The organism is Leucobacter faecis (genome assembly GCF_054456635.2).
Genome location: NZ_JBTJEP020000001.1, coordinates 355694 through 371500, shown reverse-complemented (window position 1 = coordinate 371500; position 15807 = coordinate 355694). Strand labels below are relative to the sequence as shown.

Here is a 15807-nt window from a genome sequence, read left to right as displayed (position 1 = left end):
CTCCTACCCCGTGTGGCCCAGAGCGGTAAGCACCTGCAACGACACGATATGCTCGCCAGCAAGCGCAAGGTCATAAGCGGTCTGCCCGTCAGCGTTCTGTGCCGCACCGTCTGCCCCGGCGCGTAGCGCGGCCGCCACCGCCGTCGGGTCACCCGCCTGGGCCGCGGCCAACAAAGCTGCGGTCGGGTCTGTCGGCACAGGAGCATTCAGTAGCTCGCGAATAAGCGCCGATTGCCCGGCGAAGCCGCGATAGTCGGCCATTTCGAGTGGGGTGAGCCCCTCGCTTACCGACCGCGAATTGAAGTCGGCACCGCCCGCAAAAAGCACCCGTGTGGTCGCGTGATAGGTCGCGTCGTCGCGGCCCATCCAGACGTCTTCGTGAATCGCTTGATACCCGACCCTGTTGACGTGGTCGAGCGGCACCCCCGCTTGGATGAGCTGCCCGACGACGTCCCAGTGCCCGCGCTCTGCTGCGCGAATCAGACCGGTTCCGTTCCAGCTGTCGAGGTCGTTGACGTCACCGCCGTGTTCGAGTGTGAGCTGCAGCAGCTCAAGCCTCCCCTCGCTCGTGCTGATGAGGTAGGCCGACTGTTGGGTGTTGTCCTTTGCGTTGACGTTTGCGCCCCAGCCGATGAGCCGTTGCGCTGTTTCAAGGTCGTTCGCCCATGCGGCCTGTCGCAGGTGATCGTCAAGCGCCGCCTGGTCAAGGCCGGGGTTCGTGGGTGCCTGGTTTGTGGGTTCTACCTTGGCTTGTTTCTCGGCTGTGTCTTCTGCCTCGGCCGTGTCTTCTGCGGGCTTCGTTGCTTGCGCCTTCGCTGACTTGCTTTGCGCAACAGGCCGCGGTTCGGAGGCGGCCTGGGGCTCTGCCGAGCACCCGGTCAAGACCAGGGCAAGCGCGAGCGCCACCGGAGCACCCGACATGAAAACTGACCGAAGTGAATTGAAACTGCTCATAGTTTGAACGCTACCGACACGCTCACAGAGTCACATCAACCAATCAGTTGAGAGGGCCTGAGAAACCACCCAGAGGGTGCGGTTTCGAGGGTGTCACAGCCGAATAATGCCCTGTCTAAGCGCCGCCGCAATGGCGGCCTGCCTGTTGTCGGCGCCCAACTTCGTAAATGCGTGATGCAGGTGGCTCTTGATGGTTGCTTCGCTCACGAGAAGGCGCTGTGCGAGCTCACGGTTGGACAGCCCATTGGCCGCAAGCTCAAGCACTTCAAGTTCCCTCGCGGTCAACGCGCTTTGCGGGTCACGTGTGCGGTCGAACAGGCGCTGGGTGATGGTGCCCGAGACGAGGCCTGCGCCGTCTGCTGCCTGCCGAATCGCGCTGAACAACGCCGCGGGTCGACTGTCTTTTACGAGGTACCCGACAGCCCCCGCCTCCACCATGCGCACGATGTCGGTGTCGGCGTCAAACGCCGTGAAGGCGATGACTCGCGTGGTAGGGCTTGCCTGTAAAATCATGCGCGTGGTCGCCGCTCCGTCGGGCTGATCACGCCCAAAGTCAAGGTCGACGAGCGCGACATCGGCCCGCTCGTGCGCAGCGAGCAGCGCCGCCTCCGCGGGCTCCCCTGTCTCGGCTACGACAGCAAAGTCGCTTTGCGTGTCGAGCAGCGCCCTAATGCCGAATCTCAGCACAGGGTGATCGTCTGCAAGCAAGATCCGGATCATGGCTGCTCACCTTGAACGCGCGCAGCGGGCAGCAGCGCCGCCACCACAGTGCCTCGGCCCGGCGCAGTTTCGACCACCAGTGTGCCGCCCGCATTTTCAGCCCGCCACGCCATCGCACGCAGCCCGTACCCAGCATCGTACGTGAGCTGGGCGTCGCCTCCGGGACCAGTGTCGCTCGTCTGGTGCGCCAGCGATGAGTTAGCGCTTTCGCTCATGTCAAAGCCCATGCCATCATCTGAGATGTCAAGTCCCACCTCATCATCGAAGAACGTTAGCGTTACGCGCACCCGGGTAGCGGCAGCGTGCTTCTGTGCGTTTGTGAGTGCTTCTTGGCACACGCGCTGAAGAACATGCCCGGTGTCATCGGGCAACGGCCGCTCACCTCCAATCACCATAAATTCTGCGCCGCGTGCAGCGGCGATCTCAGCGAGAACGTCCACCAGTGTGCCCTCCGGTCGTGGCCTCGTGAGACCGTGCATGAGCTGTCGGGTTTCGAGGAGCGTGTCTCGCAACACATCACGGGCGCGCAGCACTTGCGCACTATCGTTGTCTACCGCTTCGAGTAGTAGCAGCGCGGTGGCCGTCTGCTGCACAACGGTATCGTGCAGCTCACCCGCGACCCGTGTACGTTCCACGAGCGCCCCGGCTTCACGCTCCGACGCTGCAAGCCGCTGCTGGGTACGCATGAGCTCGTCGATCAGGCGATTGCGCTGCTGCAGCGCGCGGTCGAGCTGTACGTAAACAAGCGACAGTACTATCCCGCCGAGCATTGGGCCGAACACCAGCCCAAGGTCTTGCCCGCGCGAAAGCACAAACATGCCCGCTGATACGGCCGCCACAATTGCGCCCGACACCCAGCGTGCGGGCCCGCGTGGAATGACCCTGTGCACCGCGAAGAACAAAGCGAACGCAACCCAGCCAAAGGATGGGGCAAGCAGAACGAGCGGAAACCACAGTGCTGTAGCGGTGAGGACTCCACCCGCGCCCGGCGCGACGCCCTCACCCGCGACTTCTCTCACCCTGCCGAACGCGCAGACAACGCCGACAACATAGGCGAGGCCCGCCCCGACCGCCAGAACGAGCACGAACACACCGGGCCACGCGAAAGAGTGCACCGAGAAATACCGCAGGGCGCAGGCCACGAGTAACGCAAGAAACCCGGCGTCGACGGCCCAGTCTTGACGCTGCCCAGGCCGGTCAACGCCGTTCACCGCAGAGGCGCGCATGCCATCGGTCATTCGGCGTAGCTGTCGAGGCTCGTACTTGTTGGCGACTGCGCAACTTGGAACCGTTGCGCGTGCAGCGCGCGCACCTGCTGGCTAAGTTCTTCGTCGGGTCCGGCCACGGGAGTGAGCGGCGCCACAGCGTGAATGGGCAGCGGGAGCACTGGTGCGGGAGCGACGCCCCATTCTGCGAGCCACGTCGTGAGCTGCGCGCTGCTGCTCGCATACACGATGCGCCCGAGGCCGACCCAGGCGTGCGCTGCGGCGCACATGGGGCAGTGTTCACCCGAGGTGTAGACGGTCGCGGCGTGCCGCTCCTCCACAGTGAGATGAGCGGCTGCCCACCTGGCGATCTCAAACTCGGGGTGGCGCGTGTGGTCGCCGCCTGCCACGCGGTTGCGGTCGGCAAACAGCTCTTGACCCTGCGCGTTCACCAGCACCGACCCGAACGGCTCGTCGCCGCTGTCGAGTGCTTCTTGTGCCAGGTCGATGCAGCGCTGCAGAAACCTACGGTCGTGTTTCGTGAGCTCCGATGATGCCGTCATGTCTCCACTCAACCACGTTTAGGCAACATCTGCCCAGTGTCATGCGCTCGGGCTGCCCGCCGCCCGGCGAATGCAGTCAGCAATGGTGCGCTTCGACTCTGGTGTGAGCGAAACGAGCGCAAACGAGGTGGGCCACAGCTCACCGTCGTCAAGTTGCGCAGCTTCCTCGAATCCGAGGGTCGCATACCGCGTCGTGAACTTGGAAGCCGCTTTAAAGAACACCACGATCTTGCCGTTCGCGTCGGCATACGCCGGAAACCCGTACCAGGTTTTCGGCATGAGGTGCGGCGCGACCTCAGACACAATGCTGTCAATTCCTTCGGCGAGCTCGCGATCCTGATCCGGCATCTCAGCGATCGCTTCACGCACCGCTTGCTCACCCGCGGCGCGGTTCTTGCCCGCACGTTCTTGCGCGCGCAGTTCAGCCGCACGCTGCTTCACGGCAGCCCTTTCTTCTTTCGACAGCGTGCCGGGATTCTCAGCCATGTTGACCTCCATGTCAGTGCGAACCGAGTCAGTGCGAGGGAGCCATTCGCGACTCCCTCGTTCACACTACGCTTCTGTGCCCGAAAACAAGGTCTCAATTTTGAATCAATCGTGGCGATCCGCCGCCTGCCTGGCAAAACTTCTCGTCAGCGATCCTACTCATCAGTGCGCCCGTTCATCAGTGCGCCCGTTCATCAGTGCGCCCGTTCATCAGTGCGCCCGTTCAAGCAGCCGCAGATAGCCCGAGAGCGCAGCGAGCCCCTCGACGTTACCCGGTAAGCCAGCGCCGAGGCGCGACGACGAGACGAGGTGCGCCGACCACTGGGCGCGACTAATCGCCACGTTAAGCCGGTTACGCATGAGCAAGAAGTCGAGCCCGCGCGGCACGTCTTCAGCACTCGATGCGGCGAGCGTCACGATCGCAATTACCGCCTCTTGGCCCTGAAACTTGTCGACCGTGCCAACCCGCACCCCACCGAGCCCCGCGGCGGCGAGCGCTTCGCTTACGCACTCAACCTGAGCGTTGTAGGCGGCAACGACGATCACGTCGTCTGGGGTGAGTGGGCGCGGGCTCCCGCCCGACTCGCGCAGGGAACCGGCAAGCGCTAAGCGGGCAATCTGTACGACCTCGGCCGCTTCTTCTGGCGCATAGGTCGCATTGCCCGCGTGCTCGACGGGATGCCAGGTGAGCCCCGCAGGCCCGGCACCGGTCACCTCGCGGCTGCCGGCACTCTCGTGAGCGCGCAGCTTACCCTCGTACGACAGTTCAGAGACGACGTCTGCGAGCTCGGCGCGCATGCGACGGGTATCGGCAAGAAAGTAGCCGCGGCTGGCGGGCAGTGTGTCGTGGTGGGCGATGAGCCAGCCGAGCGCCGACTCGTCGATGGGCTCGGGGTGTGAGCCCTGTGAGACCTGCGGCAGCTGCTGCGGGTCGCCCAGCAGCAGCAGACGTTCGGCCGCCACCGATGCCGCGATCGTGGGGGCGAGTGAGAACTGGCCCGCCTCATCAACGACGAGCAGGTCGAGGCTGCCGCGTGCGAACCGTTTTTCGTTGCTAAAGTCCCAGGCGGTGCCGCCAATGACGCAGCCGGTGCCCTGCGCTTCGTGGGTGCGCAAGAACTCGGCGTGCCCGTTGCCGGGCAGCACAGCAAACTCGGGTTGAGGCGCGTCGTCTGCGAGCTTGCCGCCCTGCGGTACCTTCGCGACTTGGCCCATAGGGAGCCCTGCGAGCACGGTCGCGTTGAGCACGTTCTCGACGACCTTGTGCGACTGGCCCACCACCCCGATGCGCCACCCCCGCTCTTCCACGAGCCGCTTGATCACGCGCGACGCGAGGTACGTTTTACCGGTACCGGGCGGCCCCTGCACGGCAAGCGCCGCGTGCTCTGAGCGGGTAAGGCTCGACGTCAGCGCCCGGATCGCACCGTCTGGTGCGGCGTCGATGGGAGCGAACCCGCCTGCGATCGTAGGCTCGTCACGGCGCAGCAGCTCGTAGACCGCGTTCGGAAAGGCGGTGCCTGCGCGGCGGGCGGCGGCGAGCGCCTGCCCCCACTCTTCAATCGCGCCCTTCTGTGCGCCCGCAGGGGGTGGCGGACCCGGGGTGAGCGCGACCGGCAACTCAAAGAATGGCTCGCTGCCCGCCGCGAGCGTTTCGTCGACGACGATCACGTCGCCGTCGCGTTCGACGATGCGGGCACGCCTGGCCCCTCGCGCCCCAGGGGCAGCGCCAATCTGAGGAAACGGCGTGGGAGTGTCATACACGAGGTAGACGTCGCCGCTTTTGAGTGAGCTGCCGGGCGCGATGCTCCCGGCGAGGCGCAACCTGCGCCGCTCGGTGCGGGCGCGGGGTGGCTTGTGCCACTCGTCTTCGATGCGGGTGAGGGCGGGTTCGACGACGAGCACATCTTTCGTATCGGCCCACTCTTCAACCGGGTCGACGAGCCTCGCAAAGTGCGCCCACCAGAATGACTTTTGTTCGCGCTGGTGGTAATCGATGGCGCTCGCGGCGAGCCTGAGCGCCTGCGCTTCCTCGGGCTCGTCACGGTCTAAAGCGGCGGCGGCGAGCTCGAGCAGTTCTTCTCCGATCGCGCTCGCCGAGAGGTCGGGGCCCGTATCGTCACCTCGGTCGTTGTCGCTCGGCTGATACGGAGAAACGCCAGCAACCGCCGCGAGCGAGAGCAGCCAATCGCGTAGCCGCAGCGTCGAGACGCAGTCGTAACGGTTGTAGTCGCCGATCGCCTCGAGCCGTCGCTCACCCTCAGCGCGCTCGGCAGCGCGGGAAGACGCCAGCGCCGCCATCGCATCGGCGTACTCGGTGACTGACTGTGCCGCGCTCGTCACCCCCGCTTCGTCGCGCAGCTCGTCACCCATGTAGAGCGGTTCGAGCTTCTTGATGGAGTAGGAGCGGGAGCCTACAACCAGCGCCTGCCGCACGATCGGGTACAGGTCCACGAGCACGTGCTCGCGCAGCAGCTGGTCGACCTCTGCTTCGCCAACACTGTGACGGGCGGCGATGCTCAACAGGTGGGTGCGCTCGTACGCGGCATAGTGGTAAATGCGCATGCCCGGGTATGCGGCCCGGCACTCACGCACGAGCGCAAGAAAATCGATGAGCGCCTGCTTCTCGGCAGCGAGGTCGTGCGCCCACAATGCAGTAAACGACTCGTTCGCATCGACCATGCCAAACAGGTAGTCGAGCCCCCACCTGGCGCCCTCACCACCCGGCTCCCGATACATCGGGTCGCCCTCAAAATCAAAAAACAGGTCGCCCGGGTTGGGGGCTGGAATCGCGCCCAACACCTCGGGCACCGCCACCTCCACCGGCGGCAGTGTGCCGCTTTCGGCGCGCAACTGCAGCGCAGCCTGGCGGGCGATGCGCTCGAGTACCCGCTGCGAGATACCCGGCACTTCGAACTCTAAAATGAGGCAGCTGTGCGGTTCGAACTCACCCACTGCATTCGGCGCCTGCAGCCCACGCGACTCCACCCACCCCGCTGAGACGCCCGCCGCGGCGACATCATCAATGCTGGTGTAGCCCGCCGCGATGAGCCTGTCACGCTGCGTGCGCCTAATGCCCGCGATCAACAACGGGTCACGATGCCGCGTGATCTCGGGCTCACACACCTCGCACCGACCGCACGCCCAAACGCCCGCGTCGCCCCACGCGACAGGCGCCGCCGACGAGGTGAGCCCATCGGGCCCCGCCCGCAGCGCGCTCGCGATCAAGATCTCGTGCAAGCGCTGCCTGCGCGACCGAAACACCGGCGCTACGTCTGCCACGCGGTGCACCGAGCGCGCCCCGTCGCCCAAGATCAACACCGCTTCTTGGGCAGGCTCGATGCCCACACGCTCCAGCTGCTCAGCGTAGGCGGCGAGCTGCATGAGCGCGGTCACGCGCGCCCGGCGCGCCAGCTTCGTGTCTTGCACCTCGTATGCGCCCGACGGGGTAAGCCGCAAAAAGTCGGCGAACCCGACAAACCCGATCTCGGGCGCCCCCGCCCCGTCAGCGGCGCGCTGCACCCCATCGAAAAAGGTGGCCTGAAACACCACCTCGGCGCGGCCGGTAAGCGCCCGCACCGTCTCCTCTTGCCGCGCGAGCAGATCGGCCTCGCTCATCGATGCGGGCCGCTCAATCTGAGCGACGCCGCCGGGCTCCCCCGGCGCGCCCTCGCCCCACTGCCGCACGTACGCCGCGAGCGTGCGCTCCTCGTGCGCGTCACCCAGCCTGGCCGCGCGCGCCAACATCGCATCATCGTCAAGCGGCACGACAACGTCGCGCCCAAACTTCGCGTCGACGCGCCGCAAAAACGCGAACTCGCACGCGCTCGCCGCCGAAAGGTCGCTCGCGCTCGTGACGAGGCGGGTGCCCCCGTCTGCCCGCTGCTGAATGAACACGCGGTGTTCCTTCCTCTGTTGCTCGCTCCGGATCCCCCGCAGCCGTCTCCGTCGACCCTATGCGCTGCCACCGACATCGCGGCCCGGCTACAGCCGGGCGAGCGTGTCGATGTCTTCGAGAAACGAAGACTGCTGTTCAGCAGAAACGGTGGCACGGGTGTGGCTGAGGGCCTCAAGGTAGTCAGCGGTCGACAGGTCGGTCGGCTGCTGCACCGCGCGGGGGGGGTTGCGCCCAGCCCGTCCTGTGCACGCAACGCGCGCGCAAGCGCGTCTTGCGAAGCGCGCCGCGCCGCATACTCGATGTCGGCCGGGGTGAGCCCGCTGCTGCGCTCCACCAGTTCAGCGAAATCGACGATCTGAGCGATCTCGTCGGGCACGTAACGGCGCCAGATCGCCTCGCGCGCCTCCGCGTCGGGCAGCCCAATTGGCAGCACGTAGTCGAACCGTCCATGGCGCATAAACGCGGCATCGAGTCCGCGCACAAAGTTCGTCGCACACACGAGCAACAGCCCTTCACGGTCACGAAAGTCGGCGACGATCTTGAGCAGCTCGTTCGTAACCCCCTGCGTCGGGTTCGGCGGATCGCTGCGCTGCGACGCAATCTCTTCGACTTCATCGATGAACACGACCCCGTGCTCAAGTTCAGCAATACGCTCGAACACGCTGCGCAGCGACGCCGCCATCGAGCTCTTGCCGTCGCCCAGTCGAGAGGGAAACACCTCCACGAACGGCCAGTCAAGCCGCGACGCCACAGCCTTCGCAAACGTTGTCTTGCCCGTACCGGGCGGCCCGAACAGCATCACCGCCCGCGGCGGCACCACCCCGTAACGATCGGCGAGATCCGGCTGGGCCAGCGGAGCCACGAGACGCTCCTCGAGCAGTTGCTTCTCGCGCCGCATCCCAGCCACGTTCTCCCACAGGTGCCTGGGCAGCACGCGGCCGCCGACGTCCTTGAGCAGGTCGAGCTCGCGTCGCTGAACGGGCATCTGTCGTTCGAGGTAGCGTAGACTGTGCCGGGTCTGAAACCCGTTCGAGGTGAGCAGGTCGAGCCTGCCACCCTCGGGAATCAGCACGCTCAAGACGCTCAGTCCGAGCGGGGCCATCTTGCGTTCGAGCGCGTCGAGCAGCTGCCCCGACACGTTCTCGGTGCGAGAGTGCTCACTGATCCCAAAGAAGACAATCCAACCCTGCGCGTGGGCAGCGCGCCCCACAGCGGCCGCTATTACTTCGCCGTCGTGCACCGCCACGACCGCGTGGTCCTCCCGGCATGAGGCCGTCACCTCTGCGAGCGAGTACACGGGCGGCTCGGTGGAGGCGTGCGCCTCCCACCACAACCGCACCACCGCGTCGAGGTCGTCGTCGTAGTACTCCCTAATCGAGATGCGTCCCATACACAGATCATGCCACGCCCCGCGGACCCAGATCACGACATTCTGCGCACAAGCACGCCTCAAAAAATAGCACTCGTGATTCGGCCGCTTGTCGGGTAAGCTCAACAGGTTGGCGTTTATGCGCCACGCGTCGCAATCACCGCACCGCCCGCTCACACGCTTCAACACACGTGCAAGCCTGGGCGCCGTTCGGCCCGACCCGCGGCGAACGGATGCGCGATCCCGCGCACTCGACACTTTGCAGCGACGCGTGTATCAGCGACTTTCGTGCGCCCACAGGGGTGCGAAGCCGCCCCGCAGCGCTGCCCCCAGCATGAAAGGTCACCAGTGACCGAATCACCCACACCCTCATTCGTTGAGCTCGGCGTACCCGAGGCGATCGCCGACGCGCTCGCCAAGAACGGCAAGACCGCGCCCTTCCCCATTCAGCGCGACACACTCGTCGACACCCTCGCGGGCCGCGACGTGCTCGGCCGCGGCCGCACCGGCTCGGGCAAGTCGATCGCGTTTGGTATTCCACTCGTCGCAAACCTCATGGAGGATGCCGCAAAGAAGCGCCGCCCGAGCCGCCCCCGCGGCATTGTGCTCGCGCCCACCCGCGAGCTCGTCACGCAGCTCGCCGAGACGATCAAGATGATCGCTGACCCCGTTGGCGTCAAGGTCACCACCATCTTCGGTGGCGTGCCGCAGCGCCGCCAGGAGGCCGCGCTCGAGGCCGGCGTCGATATTGTGGTCGCTGCCCCAGGCCGCCTCGACGACCTCATGAAGCAGGGCGTCGTGAGCCTCGACGGTGTCGAGATCACGGTGCTCGACGAGGCCGACCACATGGCCGATATGGGCTTTCTGCCCGTCGTCACGCGCATCATGAACAAGACCCCTAAGCAGGGCCAGCGTCTGCTCTTCAGTGCGACCCTTGATAACGGGGTCGACAACCTCGTCAAGAAGTACCTGCACTCCCCCATCATGCACTCGGTCGACTCAGCCGAGTCCGTTGTACCGCAGCTCACACACCACGTATTCGAGGTAGCTGGCAAGGGCCAAAAGGACGCGCTCATCGAGGCGCTCGCCTCGGGCACCGCGCGCCGCATCTTCTTCACGCGCATGAAGCACCAGGCGAAGAAGCTCGCGAAGCAGCTCACCGCGGCCGGCATTCCGGCTGTTGAGCTGCAGGGTAACCTGTCGCAGAACGCTCGTGACCGCAACCTCGCAGAGTTCAAGTCGGGCGAGGCCAAGGTTCTCGTCGCCACCGACGTCGCCGCCCGCGGCGTGCACGTCGACGGCGTCGACCTCGTCGTGCACATCGACCCGCCCGTCGAGCACAAGGCGTACCTGCACCGCTCGGGCCGCACCGCTCGTGCCGGTAACGAGGGCGACGTTGTCACCATCGTGCTGCCCGAACAGCGCGGTGAGATGCGACAGATCATGCGCGCGGCCAAGATCCGGGTCACGCCCCAGCAGCTTGATGCTCGCGTCGCCGAAGCTGCCGCGGTACTGCCGCTCATTGGCGAGGTCGCTCCCCGCGTCGACCCCAAGGAGACCGAGCGCAAGCGCGCCGAGGCGCAGGCTGCGCAGCAGCGCGCCGCGGGTCACGCCCCCGCAGGCCAGGGCAACTCGCAGGGCGCCAACGCGAAACGCAAGCGTTCGCGTGGCGGCCGGGGTCGTGCAGCAGGCCAGGGCGGTCAGGGCGCAGCTCCGGATCGTGGCCAGGGTGCGGGCCGCGGCCAGGGCCAGCGTGGCCAGGGACACGGCCAGCGTAGCCAGGGCGGCAGCGCCCAGGGTCGCGGTCAGGGATCCGGGCGCAGCCAGGGCCACAGCGGCGAGGGCCGCGGCCACGGCGGAGCAGCCCAGGGCCAGCGCCGACAGGGCCGTCGCGCCCAGGGCGGCGGCACGAGCTATTCGACGAGCTCGTCAAGCTACTAGATCGTAGGTGTGCGGGCCGTTCGCAAGCTCACCCGCAAGACACTTGGGGCGCCGGATCAGTGATCCGGCGCCCCAAGCGTATTCGCGGCCAGCGCCGCCAGAAGTGCGCTACCGCGCGAGCACCAGCTTGGGCGAGAGGGCCCGCGAGACGCAGATCATCATGACGTCACCCGCATCACGTTCGTCGTCGGTGAGGAGCGAGTCTTGGTGATCGACGTCACCCGAGACGACGCGGGTCTCGCAGGTGCCGCAGATGCCCATCTCGCACGATGAGGGTGCGTCGATACCGGCGGCGCGAATCGCGTCAAGGATCGACTCGTCAGGCGCCACGGTGACGCTCACACCGCTGTCAGCGAGTTCGACTTCGAAGCCCTCGGCTCCCTCAGCCGCGATGGGGGCTACCGGTGCAAAGCGTTCAATAACGAGGTCGCTACCGCGACCCTGCGTCGTCATTTCGGCGCCGAGCGCATCCATCAGCGGGCCGGGCCCGCAGCAGTACACCCCGTGACCGACCGAGTCGCGTACCAGCTGCGCAAGCGGTGCGTGCCCCACCTCGTCTTGAGCGAAATAGTCGACCCTGCCCCATGTGGTGCGGGCGAGCTCGTCGATCTCGGCGGTAAACACGAAGTGCTGCGCGGTGCGAGCCCCGTAGACAAGCCGCCACGGCTTGCCTCGCCTCGCAACGTCGCGAATCATCGACAGGATGGGCGTAATGCCGATACCGCCCGCTACGAACAGGTAGGCGGGGGCATCGCTCAAGCGAAAATCGTTGCGTGGCACCCCAATATCGAGAGTGGCTCCCTCGCGCAGTTCGCGGTGTACTTCAACTGATCCACCGCGACCGTCGGGTATTTCGAGCACCGCGATGCGGTACCCCGCCCGGTCTTCGTGGTCACCGCACAGCGAATACTGCCTAATGGTGCCCGAGGGCAGGTGCACGTCGATGTGGGCGCCCGGCTTCCACCCCGACAGTGGCACCCCGTCGATGGGTTCGAATGCGAACGAGCGAATGCCCGTCGCTTCCTCCCCCACCGTTCGCACCGTGACGCGGTGCGTCGGGGCGACGTGGGTGCTACTGAGCAGCGTCGCGGCCATAGAACTTCTCCTCCGTGCGGCGTGCGCGATCGAGGAACGCGCGGCGGTAGTTGAGCGTGAAGATATCGGCGGGGGCAGAGAACTCTTCGATCTCTGCGTCCCACGGCACCTCTCGCGGCTGCAGGTTCTCGACGATCGGAATGTCTTCGAGGTACACCATCTCTTCGAGGCGCAGGTTCTCTTCGAGGTCTGCGCCCGTGTAGTCGAGCGCGTTTGCCACACCCCAGAAGATCTTCACGTGCTCAAACGAGATGGGGCTCGGGAAACCCGCCACTACGCGGCGTCCAAACTTCTCGTAGTCGTAGGTGATCGACGACAAGCCAGGGGCAACACAGTGATACTGCATAGTGCAGTCGCCATCACCGGCCCATTCACCCGTGCCCGCGTTCAGCGGGCGGCTCATCCACACGTGGCTGCCATCACGGGTGACCTTGAGCGGTTCGACCACTTCGGGGGTGGGGCCCATCGACACCTTGTGCACGAACGGGAAGTGGGCGACATCGCGAAAGTTCTCGACCGTCACCGCGACACCCACGGGCGAATCGAGCGGGTTCGCCTGCAGCCACTCAAACGGCTCTGCCTCCCACTCGGGCAGCTCGTAGACCGGCTCGAGCGGCTCTTCAAGCGCGGTCCACACGAGGCCGTAGCGCTCGGTCACGGGAAACGTCTTGAGCCGCGCCTTCGCCGGAATTTTGCTCTGATCCTCGATCGACGGGACGCGCACGCACAGGCCGTCGCCGCTCGCAAACTGCCAGCCGTGGTAGGGGCACCCGATCGATGCGTCGTGCACCTGGCCGAGAGACAGGTCGGCGCCGCGGTGCGGGCAGCGGCGCGAGGCGACGGCAGCTTCGCCGTTACCGTTACGGTAGACGACGAGCTGCACGCCCAAAAGCACGGCCGACTCGGGCTTGCCGCCCGCGACGAGGTCTACCGAGCGTGCGACAGGAAACCAGCTGTGGCGCATCGCCTGTTCGACGAGCTCGCGGTTGCTCTTCTTTTCGAGCGTTGCGGTATCAGACATGAGTCTTCTCCTTTAGTGTTGGTGAACTGTGAAAATAGGAAGCTAGGGGTGGTAGCCAAGCGTGCGCTGCACTACACGCCCACGCGCAGCGCGCCACCGTTGACCGATAGCGTCTGACCGGTGAGAAACCCGGCCCCGTCTGAAGCGAGAAAGGCGACCGTCTCTGCTATTTCTTCGGGCTTGCCGAGGCGCCCGAGCGGCACCGAGGCGACCTCGACGTCGTAGTACTCGTCGGGAATCATGCGGGTGTGAATCGAACCGGGTGCCACCGCATTGACGAGCACACCGTCGGGCAGAAGCGCTGCGGCGAGCGCTTTCATGAGCCCCAGCTGCGCGGCCTTCGAGATCATGTAGCCGAATGAGTGCCCGTCGGGCACCTGCCCCCACGTCGACGAGATGATGATGACGCGACCGTGGTCGCTCGCGCGCAACAGATCTGCAAGCGCGCGGGTGATCGCGTAGGGGGCCTTCACGTTGACGCGGTAGTACCGGTCGAGCTCGTCGGCCTCGGTCTCGTCAAGGGTGCGCCAGTCGTGCATGATGCCAGCGTTGTGCACGAGAATATCGAGTCGTGGCTCGTCGCCTTCGCTCGCGGCGGCGAGGGCGGCCCGCAGCTCGGCGGCCGCATCTGGGCTTGTGATGTCGATCCGGATCGCGCTTGCCTTGGGTCCCAGGGCGCTGAGGGCGCGTGCGGTCTCGAACACGTCCTCATCGAGATCGGCGAGCAGCACCCGGGCGCCGCGTGCGGCGAGCGAGCGAGCGTGGGCCGCCCCCATGCCGCGAGCCGCGCCGGTAACGACTGCTACCCGGCCGGTGAGGTCGGTGAGTGGCTGGGTGTTCATGCGTTCTCCTTCGTGAGCGAGTGTGCCGAGTCAGTGGGGTCGTTGCCCGCGAGTTCACCGCGGGTGACGAGGGCGAGGGCCGGTGCTTCGACCTCGGCGAGCGAGGCCGCGCTGCGCGGGTTACGCCAGACCCAGGGTTGCTTGTCTTGGCCGACGCGCCTGATCGCGTAGAGCACGATCGAGGTGGCGAGCACGAACACTGCGATGAGGATTTCGCGCGGGCCGCCATAGCCGGTGATCTCGGCGTTCGCGGTGCCAATCGCCCACACCGAGAGGTCGACAATCGCGAGCAGCGCCGCCACGTAGACCCACGCTTTGCCGAGCCTGATGGGCCGCGGGGCGTGAGGTCTGTCGATGCGCAGCAGCACGAAGCCCGAGAGCGCGAGCACGTGGCACAGAATGTAGCCCATGATGCCCGCTGTGATGACCGCGAGGGCTTCGCCCACGAACACGATGAGAATCACGTTGAGTACGAGGTCGAAGGTCATCGCCCGTGCGGGCATGCCGAAGCGGTTGAGTTCGCCGAGCTGCTTAATGGTGAGCCCCTGCTCCGCGCTGCCCTGCAGTACGCGCCCGCCATCGGCGGTGGTCATCATCATGAGTAGCATGAGCCCCGCAATGAGACAGATGGTCACGACGGGACCGCTGCCCGGAAGCAAGTTCTCAAACAGGCCGCTGTAGAACGCGACCGGGTCTGAGATGACGTCTTGTCTGTCGGCGAGGCCGCCCACGCCGAGTGGTACGAGGACATACACGGCGATCACGAACACGCCCGCAAGTCGCAGTGCCCGGCGGGTGTCTGAGACGGGGCGTTTGTACTCGGGGGTGAACGAGGCGACCGACTCGACGCCGTACACCGACCATGCGAGCACGAACATCCAGGCGATCCAGGTGGTCCAGCCAGCTTCGCCGCTGTCGGCGAGGCCCCACTCGAGGTTAGCGACGTCCCACTGACCGCTAAAGAATGGCGCGAGCGCAAACACGATGATGGGAATCAAGATGACGGCGCCGGTCACGTACATCAGCCACATGGCTACGCGCATGCCGAGAATGTTGAGAATCCAGCCGAGCACGAGCACGCCGAGCCCCACGAAGTGAGCGAAGCCGATGTCTGCGAGCCCAGTCGAGATAGTCCAGGTCTGTTCTGGAAACCACTGCGCCTGCACGAGCGAACCGATCTGAATGCCGTAGATCGCGAGGGAGCTCGACCAAGCGAACCAGTAACCAAAGGCTGCGAGGGGGCCCACGATCGTGGTGCGTGAGCGCCACGCCTCGTTTGCGTAGGCGGCGATGCCACCGACGATGCGGGGAAACATGCCGGCGAGCTCTGAGTAGATGAAGTTTTGCAGGCAAGCGATGATCGCCACGGCGCCCAGCAGGGCGAGGGTAGTCCATCCTCCAACCGCACCGATCGCGTAGCCCATACCAATAAATAGTGCGGCCGGGATCGACAGGCTGATGGTGAAGCCGTCCCACCAGCGCAGGGTCTGCGCATATTCTTCACCCGACGGGCTGCCCGCGGGGCTCTCGTGCTGAGTCACGTCTTTGTCCTCTCAATGCGCGGTCTTGGCTTATAGCCGTGCGGCTTGGTTCTTCGTCTTTGAATGTCAGCCGTGCTGCGCACTTGTTGAATGAAACCACTATAGGTTGCGATTTGCGTAATGCAAATTCGATAAAACCACGCAATCCCCCTCGTGGCGATCCGCCATATGACGT

At 65.7% G+C, this 15807-nt stretch carries 11 protein-coding genes and 1 pseudogene; 1 reads left to right on the top strand and 11 read right to left on the bottom strand.

Annotated elements, in window-relative coordinates:
- Positions 1-3: 3 nt before the first annotated feature.
- The 7 genes and pseudogenes from ACXR2T_RS01650 to ACXR2T_RS01620 form a co-directional block, all read right to left on the bottom strand.
- Complete coding sequence (locus ACXR2T_RS01650) at positions 4-954, bottom strand: ankyrin repeat domain-containing protein (protein ID WP_458840049.1); 951 nt, start codon at positions 952-954, stop codon at positions 4-6.
- A gap of 93 nt (positions 955-1047) precedes the next feature.
- Positions 1048-1674 (bottom strand): response regulator, encoded by a 627-nt coding sequence (locus tag ACXR2T_RS01645; RefSeq protein ID WP_458840051.1) that lies wholly within the window; start codon positions 1672-1674, stop codon positions 1048-1050.
- Positions 1671-2912 (bottom strand): sensor histidine kinase, encoded by a 1242-nt coding sequence (locus ACXR2T_RS01640; protein WP_458840053.1) that lies wholly within the window; start codon positions 2910-2912, stop codon positions 1671-1673. The genes ACXR2T_RS01645 and ACXR2T_RS01640 overlap by 4 nt, the downstream gene beginning before the upstream one ends.
- Complete coding sequence (locus ACXR2T_RS01635) at positions 2909-3442, bottom strand: nucleoside deaminase (protein ID WP_458840055.1); 534 nt, start codon at positions 3440-3442, stop codon at positions 2909-2911. The genes ACXR2T_RS01640 and ACXR2T_RS01635 overlap by 4 nt, the downstream gene beginning before the upstream one ends.
- A 39-nt stretch (positions 3443-3481) precedes the next feature.
- Entirely contained in the window at positions 3482-3928 is a 447-nt protein-coding gene (locus ACXR2T_RS01630; protein ID WP_458814075.1) for a hypothetical protein, read from the bottom strand.
- Positions 3929-4138: 210 nt separating this feature from the next.
- Complete coding sequence (locus tag ACXR2T_RS01625) at positions 4139-7822, bottom strand: TM0106 family RecB-like putative nuclease (protein ID WP_458840056.1); 3684 nt, start codon at positions 7820-7822, stop codon at positions 4139-4141.
- A 479-nt stretch (positions 7823-8301) separates the two neighbouring features.
- A pseudogene (locus ACXR2T_RS01620) lies at positions 8302-8622 on the bottom strand (AAA family ATPase); the annotation flags it as partial.
- A 918-nt stretch (positions 8623-9540) separates the two neighbouring features.
- Here ACXR2T_RS01620 and ACXR2T_RS01615 point away from each other — a divergent pair.
- Entirely contained in the window at positions 9541-11133 is a 1593-nt protein-coding gene (locus ACXR2T_RS01615; RefSeq protein WP_458840058.1) for a DEAD/DEAH box helicase, read from the top strand.
- A gap of 108 nt (positions 11134-11241) precedes the next feature.
- Here ACXR2T_RS01615 and ACXR2T_RS01610 read toward each other — a convergent pair whose 3' ends face one another.
- The 4 genes from ACXR2T_RS01610 to ACXR2T_RS01595 all read right to left on the bottom strand — a co-directional run bounded on the left by ACXR2T_RS01610 (position 11242) and on the right by ACXR2T_RS01595 (position 15632).
- Positions 11242-12228 carry a PDR/VanB family oxidoreductase gene (locus ACXR2T_RS01610; RefSeq protein ID WP_458840060.1) on the bottom strand — a complete coding sequence of 329 codons (987 nt, stop codon included), beginning with the start codon at positions 12226-12228 and terminating at the stop codon, positions 11242-11244.
- The gene (locus ACXR2T_RS01605) at positions 12206-13249 is read right to left on the bottom strand and encodes a Rieske 2Fe-2S domain-containing protein (protein ID WP_458814059.1); all 1044 of its coding nucleotides are present in this window, start codon (positions 13247-13249) and stop codon (positions 12206-12208) included. Before ACXR2T_RS01605 ends, ACXR2T_RS01610 begins: the two co-directional genes overlap by 23 nt.
- Positions 13250-13320: 71 nt before the next feature.
- Positions 13321-14091, bottom strand: a complete 771-nt coding sequence (locus ACXR2T_RS01600) for an SDR family NAD(P)-dependent oxidoreductase (RefSeq protein ID WP_458840061.1) — start codon at positions 14089-14091, stop codon at positions 13321-13323.
- Entirely contained in the window at positions 14088-15632 is a 1545-nt protein-coding gene (locus ACXR2T_RS01595; RefSeq protein WP_458840062.1) for an APC family permease, read from the bottom strand. Before ACXR2T_RS01595 ends, ACXR2T_RS01600 begins: the two co-directional genes overlap by 4 nt.
- Positions 15633-15807 lie beyond the last annotated feature (175 nt).

What these genes read in the sequence shown, in the direction of transcription:
- ACXR2T_RS01600 (WP_458840061.1), bottom strand. Translation starts at nt 14,091, where the DNA reads ATGAACACCCAGCCACTCACCGACCTCACCGGCCGGGTAGCAGTCGTT.
- ACXR2T_RS01605 (WP_458814059.1), bottom strand. Translation starts at nt 13,249, where the DNA reads ATGTCTGATACCGCAACGCTCGAAAAGAAGAGCAACCGCGAGCTCGTC.
- ACXR2T_RS01650 (WP_458840049.1), bottom strand. Translation starts at nt 954, where the DNA reads ATGAGCAGTTTCAATTCACTTCGGTCAGTTTTCATGTCGGGTGCTCCG.
- ACXR2T_RS01640 (WP_458840053.1), bottom strand. Translation starts at nt 2,912, where the DNA reads ATGACCGATGGCATGCGCGCCTCTGCGGTGAACGGCGTTGACCGGCCT.
- ACXR2T_RS01635 (WP_458840055.1), bottom strand. Translation starts at nt 3,442, where the DNA reads ATGACGGCATCATCGGAGCTCACGAAACACGACCGTAGGTTTCTGCAG.
- ACXR2T_RS01645 (WP_458840051.1), bottom strand. Translation starts at nt 1,674, where the DNA reads ATGATCCGGATCTTGCTTGCAGACGATCACCCTGTGCTGAGATTCGGC.
- ACXR2T_RS01610 (WP_458840060.1), bottom strand. Translation starts at nt 12,228, where the DNA reads ATGGCCGCGACGCTGCTCAGTAGCACCCACGTCGCCCCGACGCACCGC.
- ACXR2T_RS01630 (WP_458814075.1), bottom strand. Translation starts at nt 3,928, where the DNA reads ATGGCTGAGAATCCCGGCACGCTGTCGAAAGAAGAAAGGGCTGCCGTG.